This is a genomic window from Mycolicibacterium sp. lyk4-40-TYG-92 (assembly GCF_030209435.1).
Lineage (GTDB): Bacteria > Actinomycetota > Actinomycetes > Mycobacteriales > Mycobacteriaceae > Mycobacterium.
The window spans coordinates 62,447-74,677 of record NZ_JARVRX010000014.1 but is presented as its reverse complement, the minus strand read 5'-3'; the positions used below and the strand labels follow the sequence as shown (position 1 = coordinate 74,677).

The following is a 12,231-nucleotide window of genomic DNA, read 5'->3' as shown; positions in this document are numbered from 1 at the left end:
CCGACGCGCGTTTGGGTAGCGTGATGGCCGTGAACTCGGCCTCGTTGACTCTCGGGTACGTCCCCGGTGGGACGCCCGCGAAGTGGGCGCGGATCTGGGCCGAGCGTCGTCCCGAGGCAGCGCTGATTCTGCATCCGGTGACGGCGGCCGATGCGGCCGACACACTGCGGGCCGGCGGCGTCGACGTGGCGCTGCTCCGGCTGCCGGCCGACATGACGGGGCTCGCCGTCATCTCGCTGTATGAGGAGACGACGGTGGCTGTCGTGCCGACCGATCATGTGCTCACCGCGGTCGACGAGATCACCGCCGCGGACCTCGATGGCGAGCCGATCCTGGTGCCGCTCGACGACGTCGTCGGCTGGGCGGATGCCCCGGGAAACGCGGTCGAGTACCGGCCCGAAACCACCGAGGGCGCAATAGAACTCGTCGCGACCGGCATGGGTGCCCTCATCGTGCCGCAGTCACTCGCTCGGCTGTATCACCGCAAGGATCTCACGTACCGGCCGATCACCGACGCGCCCACCTGCCCCGTCGCGCTGGCTTTTCCGGAAGGGGAGCAGTCGGAACTGGTCGAGGAGTTCATCGGCATCGTGCGGGGCCGTAAGGCCAGTTCGTCGCGGGGCCAGGCCGAGCCGGCGCCGAAACGCAGCGCGCGGGAGAAGACCCTCGCCAAGCAGGCTGCCCGGGCCGCGGCGGGCAAAGTCGCGACAAGCAAGGTCCCCCGAAAACCAGGCCAGGCCAAGCGCGGTCGGCGCTGACGCCGTTGTAGCCCATTGCGTTTGCTCAGCGCCACTACACTCCCAGGCCATGAGCAGACCGTCGGCGGGCGCAGGTAAACGCACCACCTCCGCGACATCACGAGCTCCGCGCACGATTCGTGGCCTCGACGCCGAGCAGCGTCGAGTTCACCGCCGGGAACAACTGCTGGCGTCCGCGTTCGAGTTGATCGCCCGCGACGGTTATGCCAACACCTCGATCGAGCAGATCTGCCAGAACGCGTTCGTGGGGAACAAGGCGTTCTACGAGACATTCGACAGCAAGGAAGACTGCTACATCGAATTGCTCCGGCAGATCGCCGAGCGCATCGAACGCCAGGTTGTCGAGATCCTCGCCAGCGCACCGGATGACGACGACGAGACCGTCCGCCTACTGCTGTCGGCGTTCGCCCACGCTCTGGTCGACGACCCCCGGATTGCGGTGGTGGCGTTCGGGGAATGCGCGGGTATCTCGCCGCGGGTCGAGCGTCAGCGCCGCGAGAACCGGCGTTGGACCGCAACGTTTGTCGAAGAGTTGTGGCGGCGTCGCGAGTTCCCGGAGATCGCGGACGATGCCGCGCTCGACTTGCATGCGCTCGCGGTCCTGACCGTCGGCGGTCTCTTCGAGGCGGTTGCCGACTGGTTGCACGACTACGAGCCCGACGCTGAACCACGGCCGAGTATCGACACTCTCATCGGCAATCTGACCAGCTTCATGGCAGTGGTGCGGGCCGGCATCACCGCCTCATTGCGCTGATCGCAATCCGCGCCATACCCCGGTGCATCCGATCGCGGGCCGCTTTGGCAAGACTTCTTGTTTTCAAAAAGAGGTCTTGTTCGAAACCGGCGATTGCTATAGCGTCCTGCGGCTATGGGGGTCAACTCAACACAAGTGCAATCACCGCGACGGACGACCACGGTCATGGCGAGGGGTGTCGCGGTCGGTATCGCCGCGGCGGCCGTGGTCGGCGTGTCAACGCCCGCGGCTCCGATCGTGTCAACGGCCGCCGTACGGCTCGTCGACACCACGATCGGAGTCGGGGGATCGTTCGACCCCTTCGGGCTGAGTATCCCGTTGTTCTTTTACGGAACGACTGTCCCGCAAGGAGATTCATTTCACGTTGTGCCATACCCGGGGCAGATCAACCTCGAATGGCCGATCATTTCCGCGCTGCCGGGGTTGTCCGGCGTCCCGTACTGGCCGCACTCGCTGAAGCAGTCCGAGCGCATCGGTGCCGGATATCTCGAGCAGGACATCGCCAAGCAGGCTTCTGGTCAGAAGATCACCATCCTAGGCATGTCCCAGGGTGCACAGGTCGCCGAGATCGCGCGCGCCGACATGGCCAAGAACCCGGCCTATGTTGCCCACGCGGGCGACTACGCCTTCACCCTGATCGGCGACCCGTACCAGCCGAACGGCGGCATCCTGTCGCGCTTCACGTCGTGGAGTCGTATGCCGATCCTGGGTGATCTCTTTCCGCTCGGACGACCGGGGCCGTCCGACAGCCCATTCCAGACCACGGTCTACCAGAACCAGTACGACGGATTCGCCGATTTCCCGGCCTATTTCAACCCACTGGCTATTGTCAACGCCTTGCTGGGCATCATGTTCGAACATGTCCTTCCCGGCTATGCGTTGGAGCCCAAGACCAGTCCCAACGCGGTGAGCACCACCGTCGGCAACACCACGTACGTGAGCTTCCCGCAGCGTCTGCCGCTGCTGGCACCGCTGCGTCTGGCCGCGTCGCTGATCGGGGCGCAGCGGCTCGTCGACGCCATGGACCCAGTCCTGCGCGTCATCATCGAAAGCGCCTATGACCGCACCGCGGATCCCAGCCAGGTCAAGCAATTCAGCTGGACCACGCCGCAGGCCAAGATCACTGCCGCCCTCAAAGAGCTGCCCGGGGCGTTCGCACAGTCAATGCAGATTCTCCGTACCGGCCGCTATACGCCGACCTTGCCGCAACCGACGGTGGATGCCACCGAACCGGCGACACCCACCACCGAGCATCCTGCGAAGTCTGTAGATAACTCACCACTGGCCAAGGCGATTCGGCAATCGGTGGTGAATCTGACTGCGGCGCTGACCAATATCACCCGTCCGGTGGCCAAGGTGTTGCAGGTGGTCGGCGGCCAGAAGCCGACGTCGGCAACGCCGCCGAGTACCACAGTCAAGTCCGTCGCCTCCGTAACGACACCCCAGGCGGTGCCGACAACCGGACGCGGCCTCGCGGTAACGGCACCGCGAACGGCGCAGGCGACGTCGGGGGAGTCGGACTCCAACCCGGCCTCTGGTGCGGCCCCGTCATCACCGGCCGCCTCGAAGGGCAAACCGGCCAAGCGCGCACTCTCGGTGCGCCCGACACCAGACGCCGTCGCGCCGGTGCGGCAGACCCGCGATCGGCGACCGCAGTCCGCGGACGCCGGTCACGCAGACACCGGTACCGACGCGACCGCACCGTCCGTCAAAGCCGGTGATCGGCGAAGCGAATCCGCCAGGAGCACAACCAAATCGGACGCCTCCGCTGGCACGAAGGCCGACCACGCGTCGTCAGGGAAGGGCGCCCGGCCGGCAGCGTAATCAGGTGTGTGCCGGCCCCTCGGCCTTCTTGTACAGCGACTTCAGCAGCACATCGCGGAAGACGCGACTGTCGACCGCGCGGCGGCCGGCATCGGCCACCCAGGGGATGCCGGCCAGCTTGTGAAACAACCGGCCACGCCGGTACTCGCGGCCCCACGCGGCCTCGATCCGCTGCTGGTAGTTCGTGAAGTCGTCGGGGCCGCCGTTCGCAAGTGCCGCGACGGCGCATTCGCCTGCGGCCAAACCGGATTCGAGTGCTTTCGAGATGCCCGCACCGGAGGCCGGCTTGCCGGCGCCCAGCGCATCACCGGCGAACAGGACGCCGGGCCGCCACGGCGGCCATGCGGTGAATCCCATGGGCAGGCGCCAGGCCCGGACGCTCCGGTTCTTCTTCAATTCGTCGATCGACGGCAGCGCCCAGTCACGCGGCAGCGTGTTCAGGAAGTCGCCGAGAAACCGGGTTGCGTTGATGGCCTGCCAATTCCGGTAGCTGTTGACGTAGCCCAGCCCGATATTGAAGGAGCCGTTGCCCATGGGGAACACCCAGCCGTAGCCGGGCAGTTGATCACCGTCGAACAGCAGCTTGAGATAGATCTCCAGGGCGTCGGAGTCGGGCCGGTCGGCAGGCATCTCGGCGCGAATCGCGATGGCCGAATAGCCATGGAAGTCCGACTCGACCTGCAGTGCCCGTTTGATCGGGGAGTAGGCGCCGTCGGCGGCGATCACGGCGTCCGCGTGCACCGTCTCGCCATCCTTGAGGACCACACCGGTGACACGGCCGTCGTCGCTGCGCTCGACGCCCGCCACCTCGCTACCCTGCCGTACTTCCGCGCCCGCGGCCGCGGCATGGCCGAGCAACAGGGCATCCAAGTGGGTTCGGCTGACGGTACAGCCGTGGTCGGGCATACCGGGGCGGCGCGGGAACGACAGCTCCCACTCATGCGGGCTGAACACCGTCACGCGATTGATCCGGTGGAACTCGGTGACCTGATCTGCCAGGCCCATCTTCTGCAGGTAGCTGACCCCGCGGGCGGTCAGGCCGTCGCCGCACGGCTTGTCGCGCGGGAAGGTGGCCTTGTCGATGACGAGCACGCTCGCGCCGGTCTGTGCGGCACGCCAGGCAGCCGCCGACCCAGCCGGACCTCCGCCGGCGACGATGACGTCGTACCGCTGCGTCATGTGATCAAGTCCCTGTCAAGCCGGTACTACCGGGCGGTGCCTCAGGCCGATGCTACGCGCGAAGTCCGTGAGTCGACGGGCGCGACCACGCGCCCGAATCTGTGACATGCGCCGCGCCGGGCAGTCTGAGCAGGTCAGATTTGGCTCGCCCGGTACAGTGGCGGGGTGCGCAGGCCATCTCTTCCACGCACCGGCATCCAGGCCGGGGTGAAAGTTCCTGGTGTGCCGGGCGTGAACGTTCCCTCGGTCACCGTGCAGGTGAAGGTCACTCCGCCCAAGGGTGCGCCCGAGAAGGTGGACGCCCGCAGCGAGCGCTGGCGCGAACACCGGCTCAAAGTCCGCGAAGAGATCGTCGACGCCGCGTTCCGCGCGATCGACCGGCTCGGCCCCAACGTCAGCGTGCGGGAGATCGCCGAAGAGGCCGGCACCGCCAAGCCGAAGATCTACCGGCACTTCGCCGACAAATCCGACATGTTCTCGCAGATCGGCGAGCGGATGCGCGACATGTTGTGGGCGGCTGTCATTCCGTCCATCGACATCGAGCACGATTCGACCGGGCAGATCATCGGCCGGGCCGTCGAACATTACGTGGATCTGGTGGACCAGCACCCCAACGTGGTGCGCTTCCTGCTGCAGGGCAGGTTCGCCGACCAGTCCGCCGCCGCGATGACGACCGTCAACCGGGGCCGGGACATCACCCTGGCCATCGCCGCCATGATCAGCGGCGAACTCAAGGACATGGACCTGGATTCAGCCATCTTCGAGCTGGCGGCGTTCACGCTGTTCGGCGCGGCCGCATCGGCGACCGACTGGTGGCTCGGCGGTAGTGACGAGACTCCCCGCCGGCTGCCCCGCGATCAGTTCGTTGCACACATGACGACCATCATGATCGGCGCCATCAACGGCACCGCCAGGCTGCTCGGTATCCGGTTCGACCTGGACCTGCCGGTGCACGACGCGGTCCGCCGCGAAGAATCCGTCGGCTGAAAATCTGCTCCCGACGAGGTGCGTTGACACCTGGGCGGCGTGACCGGAGACTGTGCAGTATCTGGTACCGCCGTTCCCAGGAAAGAGCAGGTTCATGACGGTTTCCGAACAGTCGGCCGACGTCGAGGTCCGCACCGAGCCGATCGTGACGCGCGCGGTGATCATCGGGTCCGGTTTCTCCGGGCTGGGCATGGGCATCGCACTGCGCAAGCAGGGGTTCGGCGCCAAAGACTTCCTGATCCTGGAGAAGGCCGACGAGGTCGGCGGCACCTGGCGCGACAACACCTACCCGGGCTGCGCATGCGACATCCCGTCGCACATGTACTCCTTCTCGTTCGAGCCGAAGGCCGACTGGACCCACATGTGGTCGTTCCAGCCGGAGATTTTCGACTACCTCAAGGGCGTCACCGACAAGCACAACCTCCGCCGGAACATCCGGTTCAACACCCACGTCGACCGCGCGCACTGGGACGAAGACGAGCGGCGCTGGCACATCTACGACGGCAGCGGCCAGGAGTACATCGCCCAGTTCCTGATCTCCGGCGCCGGCGGGCTGCACATCCCGTCCATCCCCGAAATCGAAGGCAGCGACGAATTTGCCGGTGCCGCATTCCATTCCGCGCAGTGGGACCACAGTGTCGACATCACGGGCAAGCGGGTGGCGGTTATCGGGACCGGCGCCAGCGCCATTCAGATCGTGCCCGCGATCGTCGACCAGGTGGCCGAGCTGCACTTGTACCAGCGCACCCCGGCGTGGGTCATGCCCCGGCCCAACAACGCTTTTCCGGAGTGGATGAAGGACGTCTTCCGCCGGGTACCGGGTACCCGGGCCCTGATGCGGGACGCCATCTACTGGATTCACGAAGGCGTCGGCTTCGCGATGACCAAGCAGCCGCGCCTGCTGAAAATCGGTGAGCTGCTGGGCAAATGGAACATCAACCGCAGCATCAAGGACCCCGAGCTGCGGCGGAAGCTGACCCCGAACTACGTGGCGGGCTGTAAGCGAATCCTGAACTCCGACACCTACTATCGCGGGATCGCCAACCCGAAGACGCAGGTCTTCACCGAGGGCATCGAGCGGATGACCGCCGACGGCATCGTCACCCGCGACGGCGCCCTGCATCCCGTCGATGTCGTGGTGTGGTGCACCGGTTTCCACGTCACCGACTCGTACACCTACGTCGACATCAAGGGTCTCGGGGGCGAGGACCTGGTCGACCGGTGGAATCGCGAGGGCATGGCGGCCCACCGCGGCATCACCGTGGCGAACATGCCGAACCTGTTCTTCCTCCTCGGCCCGAACACCGCGCTCGGCCACAACTCGGTGGTGTTCATGATCGAGTCGCAGATCCGCTACGCCGCGCAGGCCATCGCCGCGGCCGACAAGGCGGGCGCCGCCGCGCTGATGCCGAGCCGCCGCGCCCAGGACGAGTACAACGCCGAATTGCAGCAGAACCTGGCCGGCACGGTGTGGAGCACCGGTGGTTGCCACAGCTGGTACATGGACTCCCATGGCGTGAACCGCACCCTGTGGAGTGGCATGACCTGGCAATACTGGCTCGAGACGCGGAAGTTCCAGTCGACGGAGTATGAGTTCATCCGCTGAGGCGGCCTTGCCGGCGCGACACGAAAACACAACTTTTAGCGGTGTTCGTCGATGGGAAACACCAGGGGTAGTGTCTGTGGTGCCGATCCGGCAAGCAGAGTTCCAGGCGAAATGGGGTCACGGTGTCTGAAGGTATGAAGCTGATCGACCGGGCCTCCGCGATCAACTGGAACCGCGTGCAGGACGAGAAGGATGCGGAGGTCTGGGACCGTCTCACGGGCAACTTCTGGTTGCCGGAGAAGGTGCCGGTGTCCAACGACATCCCGTCCTGGGGCACTCTGACAGACAGTGAAAAGCAGCTCACCATGCGGGTTTTCACGGGCCTGACGCTGCTGGACACCATTCAGGGCACCGTCGGCGCCGTCAGCCTGATCCCCGATGCGCTGACCCCGCACGAACAGGCCGTGTACACCAACATCGCCTTCATGGAGTCGGTGCACGCCAAGAGCTACAGCAACATCTTCTCGACGCTGTGTTCCACCGTCGAGATCGACGAGGCGTTCCGCTGGTCGGAGGAGAACCCGAACCTGCAGCGCAAGGCCGAGATCGTCATGAAGTACTACAAGGGTGACGAGCCGCTCAAGCGCAAGGTGGCCTCGACTCTGCTCGAGAGCTTCCTGTTCTACTCGGGCTTCTACCTGCCGATGTACTGGTCCTCGCGCGCCAAGCTCACAAACACCGCCGACATGATCCGGCTGATCATTCGTGACGAGGCTGTGCACGGCTACTACATCGGCTACAAGTACCAGCGCGGTCTGACCATGGTCGACGAGGCCAAGCGGACCGAGCTCAAGGACTACACGTACGAGCTGCTGTTCGAGCTGTACGACAACGAGGTGGAGTACACCCAGGACCTGTACGACGGCGTCGGCCTGACCGAGGACGTCAAGAAGTTCCTGCGCTACAACGCCAACAAGGCGCTGATGAACCTCGGCTACGAAGCGCTGTTCCCGCGTGACGAGACCGACGTGAACCCGGCGATCCTGTCCGCGCTGTCGCCGAATGCCGACGAGAACCACGACTTCTTCTCGGGTTCGGGTAGCTCGTACGTGATCGGCAAGGCCGTCAACACCGAAGACTCGGACTGGGACTTCTAAGCGCATTTCAGTGCTGTGATTGCGGGGCGTATCGGCTTGCCGATTGCGCCCCGCAATTATTTCGCTCGGCGTTAATATTGTTCTTTACGCGTCGAGAACAGGCGGACCAATCATGGCGCTATCGACCTCCATCCCACGTCTTTTCGCTGCCGGTGCGCTGGGCGCACTGGCGCTCAGCATCGGAGCGCCGGCTGCGGTCGCTGACGACACCATCGTGTGCGAACCGGGGCAGGTCGTCGTCGCCGGCCAATGTCACGTGCCGTCGGACGTGAACAACGACCATTCCGGCAACCCGGGTGGAACGACGACCACGGGCGGTCACAGCAGTCCTGGTAGCCACAGTCACTGACGCCGGGCCGTCAGGCCAGCGGCGGCACCGGCTGGATGACGAACCCGAACTTCGTCAGCGGCTCAAGGGATTTGCGGGCCTCGGGGCTGGCCACCGCGAAGGTGATGATCGCCGTCTGATCGCTGACGGCCGACGCGAACAGCGCCATGAAATTGCGCTGCAGTGCCGAGGTCATATCGGTGTTGGCGGTCCACTGCGTGATCCACAGGCCATTGGTCAGGCCCGGGTTCACCGCGCTCGCGCACGTGCCCGCCCGGACTGCGCCCGGCCAGTCACGGGCGGCGATGGCGGGATCGTCCTGGTTGAAACTGCCTGGCGCACAGACGGATTTCTGCCAGTCGTTGAGGACGCCGGTGACGCCTGCGGACACCGGAGCCGGGGCCGGCTCCGGATCGGCATGCGCGACGCCCACCGACAGCAGGGCGATGGCCACGCCGGCAAGAGCCAGCTGGGACAGCGGGGCACGGCGGCGAGCGGACGTCATGATCAAAGTATTAGTGCGTGACGGTAAATTCCGTCAACAGGGCAGGTCAGTCGGCGCTGGATTCCCGGTCGCCGACGAAGGCGAGCAGTGCGGCGCCGCCGGAGCGGATCACGTCGACGCGCTCACCGCCGTCGCACTGGAACAGCCCGATGGTCAGTTCGTGTGCGCGGCGGCCGATGATCCGCCAGACGCCGCCGGCGAGCTCCCAGCGTCGCAGGACATCTACCGGATCGTCGGACATGGCAGTGATTCTTGTCGATTCGCGAGAATTCAGAAAAATTCTTCGGGGAGGTGTCGCACCGGCATGCCGGCCGTTCGTGGTAGTTGTGACGGCGGAACGGACCGCCGCATCATCGAATAAGGAGTCATCGTGACCCAGTACCTGTTCACCGTGCACGGCAACGTCGACGCACCGGCCCCGTCAGAGGACCAGATGCAGCGGATGTACACGCAGGTCGACGCGTTCAACCAGAAGGTCACCGAGCAGGGGCGGTGGGTGTTCGCCGGCGGCCTGATGCCCGCGGACACCGCGACAGTCGTCGACGCCGCGAAGAATGCCGTCACGGATGGTCCGTATCTGGAAGGCAAGGAGCACATCGGCGGGTTCTGGGTACTCACCGCCGCCGACTTGGACGAGGCACTGGCGTTGGCGCGCGAGGCGTCGGCGGCATGCGAGGGGCCCGTTGAGGTCCGCCCGTTCCAACCGGAGCCGGACGCCTAGCGTGCGGCCGGGCCCGGCGACCGGTGGTGTCGAGGCGGTCGAGATGGTGTTCCGGGAGGAGTATCACCGAATCATCGCGGCACTGACACGACGATTCGGGAGTATCGACGTGGCCGAGGAGGCCGCGAGCGAGGCGCTGATCCGGGCGGTGACGGTATGGCCGGAGGAAGGCACACCGCCCAACCCGGGCGGCTGGCTCACCACGACGGCGCACCGGGCGGCGATCGACCGGTTGCGCCGGGAGCGGCGGGGTGTCGACCTGATGATCGAGGCAGACGGTTCGCGGGTGGCCCCCGATGGCGAGCCGCCGCCGCTGATCACTGACGATCAGTTGCGGCTGGTGTTCACCTGCTGCCACCCCGCGCTCGCGCCGGAGGCGCGGGTGGCGTTGAGCCTGCGGCTGCTCGGCGGGTTGACGGTGGCCGAGGTCGCCGCTGCCTACCTCGTGCCGGAACGCACGATGGCGCAACGGATTACGCGCGCCAAACGGAAGATCGCCGCGGCGCGGATCCCGTACCGGGTGCCCGAGGGCGCCGAGTTACCCGCACGCATCGATGATGTCGCCGGCGTCGTATACCTGATCTTCAATGCCGGATACCTTGCGGCGGGCGAAGAGGCAGTGCGTGTCGACTTGTGTGAGGAAGCCATCCGGTTGGGCCGGATCCTCGTGATGCTCCTGCCGGGCGAGTTCGAGCTGCAGGGACTGCTCGCCCTGATGCTGCTGTCGCACGGGCGGCGGCGGGCCCGCTCTGCCGACGCGGGGCCTGAAACCGGCGCGATCCTGGTGCCGCTTCCTGATCAGGATCGGTCGCTGTGGGACCGGAAGATGATCGCGGAGGGGCACGCCATCGTCCGGCGATGCCTCGCCGCGGCGGCCGCGGGGCAGAGCAGGGTCGGCCGCTATCAGGTGCAGGCGGCGATCGGTGCCGTGCATACCGATGCCGCTCGCGCTGCGGACACCGACTGGGGCCAGGTACTCGAGCTGTACGACCAACTGTGGCTACTGGACCCGACGCCGGTGGTGGCGCTCAACCGCGCGGTCGCCGTCGCCGAAGTCCGCGGACCGGAGGCGGCTCTCGCGATCGTCGACACCATCGAGCTGGACGGGTATGAGGTGTATCACGCGGTCCGTGGGGACCTGTTGTTGCGCAATGGAAATCGGGCCGGCGCCGGGGCCGAGTTCAGCCGTGCGGCCGAACTTGCGCGCAACCCGGCCGAGCGCGCACATCTGGAACGACGGGCGCGGGAATGTCGTGATTGACGGCACAGGCGATCTGAACGGAAATCGCCGACGGCCGCCGGGCGACCCGAGAACCGGGCGACCCGACGGCCGTGCACAGCGTTGGTGCAGCGAGCTAGATGGTCGCGGTGTCGATCACGAAGCGGTACCGCACGTCACTGGCGATGACGCGCTCGTAGGCCTCGTTGACGTACGACGCCTCGATGACCTCGATTTCCGGGGTCACGTCGTGTTCGGCGCAGAAGTCCAGCATCTCCTGGGTCTCCGGGATGCCGCCGATCAATGAGCCGGCGAGGGTGCGGCGCATGCCGATCAGCGGGAACACCGGAACCTCCAGCGGCTTCTCGGGCGCACCGAGCTCGACGAGCGTGCCGTCGGACTTGAGCAGGTTCAGGTAGAGACCCATGTTCAGGTTCGCCGACACGGTGTTGATGATCAGGTCGAAGCTGCCGGCCAGCTTCTTGAAGGTGTCCGGGTCGTTGGTGGCGTAGTAGTGGTGCGCGCCCAGGCGCAAGCCGTCTTCCATCTTCTTGAGCGACTGGCTCAGCACGGTGACCTCGGCGCCCATCGCGACGGCGAGCTTCACGCCGACGTGGCCCAGACCGCCGAGACCGACGATCGCCACCTTCTTGCCGGGGCCGGCGTTCCAGTGCCGCAGCGGCGAGTACAGGGTGATGCCGGCGCACAGCAGCGGAGCTGCCTTGTCCAGCGGAATGCTGTCCGGGATGCGCAGCACGTAGTTCTCGTCGACGACGATGGCGGTGCTGTAGCCGCCGTAGGTGGGCGTGCCGTCACGGCCGGTGGCGTTGTACGTGCCGATGTTGCCGCCCTTGCCGGTGCAGTACTGCTGCAGGCCGGCCAGGCAGTTCTCGCACTCGCGGCACGAGTCGACGAAGCAGCCGACGCCGACGTGGTCGCCGACCTTGTACTTGGTCACCTCGGAGCCGACCGCGGTGACGACACCGGCGATCTCGTGGCCGGGTACGACGGGGTAGTTGGCCGGGCCCCATTCGGACTTGACGGTGTGGATGTCCGAGTGACAGATGCCCGCGAACTTGATGTCGAATGCCACGTCGTGCGGGCCGATGTCACGGCGCTCGATGGTGGTCTTGGTCAGCGGGCTGGTCGCTGAGGTCGCGGCGTAGGCGGAAACAGTCGTGGTCATGCGTGTCAATCCTCTTCATTCTCGGCTTGCCTAGCGGCGGTTACCTACTACAAAGATTAGCGAAGGT

Annotated in this window: 13 protein-coding genes; 9 read left to right on the top strand and 4 right to left on the bottom strand. The window is 66.1% G+C overall.

Annotation, left to right across the window (positions count from 1 at the left end):
* Positions 1-29 precede the first annotated feature (29 nt).
* From QRN63_RS20155 to QRN63_RS20145, 3 genes are all read left to right on the top strand, one after another.
* Positions 30-758, top strand: coding sequence for a LysR family substrate-binding domain-containing protein (locus tag QRN63_RS20155; protein ID WP_285032436.1), 729 nt, complete (start codon positions 30-32; stop codon positions 756-758).
* 49 nt (positions 759-807) lie between these two features.
* On the top strand, positions 808-1,512 hold the full coding sequence (locus QRN63_RS20150; RefSeq protein ID WP_285032435.1) for a TetR/AcrR family transcriptional regulator: 705 nt from the start codon (positions 808-810) through the stop codon (positions 1,510-1,512).
* Positions 1,513-1,677: 165 nt separating this feature from the next.
* A complete protein-coding gene (locus tag QRN63_RS20145; RefSeq protein WP_285032433.1) occupies positions 1,678-3,336 on the top strand; it encodes a PE-PPE domain-containing protein in 1,659 nt (552 codons plus the stop codon).
* Here the strand turns inward: QRN63_RS20145 and QRN63_RS20140 are convergent, their stop codons facing one another.
* A complete protein-coding gene (locus QRN63_RS20140) occupies positions 3,337-4,515 on the bottom strand; it encodes an NAD(P)/FAD-dependent oxidoreductase (protein ID WP_285032431.1) in 1,179 nt (392 codons plus the stop codon).
* Positions 4,516-4,767: 252 nt separating this feature from the next.
* Here QRN63_RS20140 and QRN63_RS20135 point away from each other — a divergent pair, with 252 nt between their 5' ends.
* The 4 genes from QRN63_RS20135 to QRN63_RS20120 all read left to right on the top strand — a co-directional run bounded on the left by QRN63_RS20135 (position 4,768) and on the right by QRN63_RS20120 (position 8,554).
* Positions 4,768-5,502, top strand: coding sequence for a TetR/AcrR family transcriptional regulator (locus tag QRN63_RS20135; protein WP_212814740.1), 735 nt, complete (start codon positions 4,768-4,770; stop codon positions 5,500-5,502).
* Between the two features lie 94 nt (positions 5,503-5,596).
* Positions 5,597-7,108, top strand: a complete 1,512-nt coding sequence (locus QRN63_RS20130) for a flavin-containing monooxygenase (RefSeq protein WP_285032429.1) — start codon at positions 5,597-5,599, stop codon at positions 7,106-7,108.
* Between the two features lie 134 nt (positions 7,109-7,242).
* Positions 7,243-8,205, top strand: coding sequence for a class 1b ribonucleoside-diphosphate reductase subunit beta (gene nrdF, locus QRN63_RS20125; protein ID WP_138249861.1), 963 nt, complete (start codon positions 7,243-7,245; stop codon positions 8,203-8,205).
* A 112-nt stretch (positions 8,206-8,317) separates the two neighbouring features.
* Positions 8,318-8,554: a hypothetical protein gene (locus QRN63_RS20120; RefSeq protein ID WP_285032428.1), complete on the top strand. Its 237-nt coding sequence runs from the start codon at positions 8,318-8,320 to the stop codon at positions 8,552-8,554.
* 10 nt (positions 8,555-8,564) lie between these two features.
* On the opposite strand, the gene QRN63_RS20115 is transcribed toward QRN63_RS20120, so the two are convergent.
* Both QRN63_RS20115 and QRN63_RS20110 read right to left on the bottom strand, forming a co-directional pair.
* A complete protein-coding gene (locus QRN63_RS20115; protein WP_267316552.1) occupies positions 8,565-9,038 on the bottom strand; it encodes a hypothetical protein in 474 nt (157 codons plus the stop codon).
* 46 nt (positions 9,039-9,084) lie between these two features.
* Positions 9,085-9,279 (bottom strand): hypothetical protein, encoded by a 195-nt coding sequence (locus tag QRN63_RS20110; protein ID WP_267316553.1) that lies wholly within the window; start codon positions 9,277-9,279, stop codon positions 9,085-9,087.
* A gap of 129 nt (positions 9,280-9,408) precedes the next feature.
* On the opposite strand from QRN63_RS20110, the gene QRN63_RS20105 reads away from it, so the two are divergent.
* Complete coding sequence (locus QRN63_RS20105) at positions 9,409-9,759, top strand: YciI family protein (RefSeq protein WP_267316554.1); 351 nt, start codon at positions 9,409-9,411, stop codon at positions 9,757-9,759.
* 43 nt (positions 9,760-9,802) lie between these two features.
* The gene (locus tag QRN63_RS20100) at positions 9,803-11,020 is read left to right on the top strand and encodes an RNA polymerase sigma factor (protein ID WP_410506033.1); all 1,218 of its coding nucleotides are present in this window, start codon (positions 9,803-9,805) and stop codon (positions 11,018-11,020) included.
* A 94-nt stretch (positions 11,021-11,114) separates the two neighbouring features.
* Here the strand turns inward: QRN63_RS20100 and QRN63_RS20095 are convergent, their stop codons facing one another.
* Positions 11,115-12,164: an NAD(P)-dependent alcohol dehydrogenase gene (locus QRN63_RS20095; protein ID WP_064859062.1), complete on the bottom strand. Its 1,050-nt coding sequence runs from the start codon at positions 12,162-12,164 to the stop codon at positions 11,115-11,117.
* Between the last annotated feature and the right edge of the window lie 67 nt (positions 12,165-12,231).

Excerpts from the sequence above, each read along its gene's own strand:
- QRN63_RS20150 (WP_285032435.1), top strand. The coding sequence starts at position 808 with ATGAGCAGACCGTCGGCGGGCGCAGGTAAACGCACCACCTCCGCGACA.
- QRN63_RS20145 (WP_285032433.1), top strand. The coding sequence starts at position 1,678 with ATGGCGAGGGGTGTCGCGGTCGGTATCGCCGCGGCGGCCGTGGTCGGC.
- QRN63_RS20140 (WP_285032431.1), bottom strand. The coding sequence starts at position 4,515 with ATGACGCAGCGGTACGACGTCATCGTCGCCGGCGGAGGTCCGGCTGGG.
- QRN63_RS20130 (WP_285032429.1), top strand. The coding sequence starts at position 5,597 with ATGACGGTTTCCGAACAGTCGGCCGACGTCGAGGTCCGCACCGAGCCG.
- nrdF (WP_138249861.1), top strand. The coding sequence starts at position 7,243 with ATGAAGCTGATCGACCGGGCCTCCGCGATCAACTGGAACCGCGTGCAG.
- QRN63_RS20120 (WP_285032428.1), top strand. The coding sequence starts at position 8,318 with ATGGCGCTATCGACCTCCATCCCACGTCTTTTCGCTGCCGGTGCGCTG.
- QRN63_RS20115 (WP_267316552.1), bottom strand. The coding sequence starts at position 9,038 with ATGACGTCCGCTCGCCGCCGTGCCCCGCTGTCCCAGCTGGCTCTTGCC.
- QRN63_RS20110 (WP_267316553.1), bottom strand. The coding sequence starts at position 9,279 with ATGTCCGACGATCCGGTAGATGTCCTGCGACGCTGGGAGCTCGCCGGC.
- QRN63_RS20100 (WP_410506033.1), top strand. The coding sequence starts at position 9,803 with ATGGTGTTCCGGGAGGAGTATCACCGAATCATCGCGGCACTGACACGA.
- QRN63_RS20095 (WP_064859062.1), bottom strand. The coding sequence starts at position 12,164 with ATGACCACGACTGTTTCCGCCTACGCCGCGACCTCAGCGACCAGCCCG.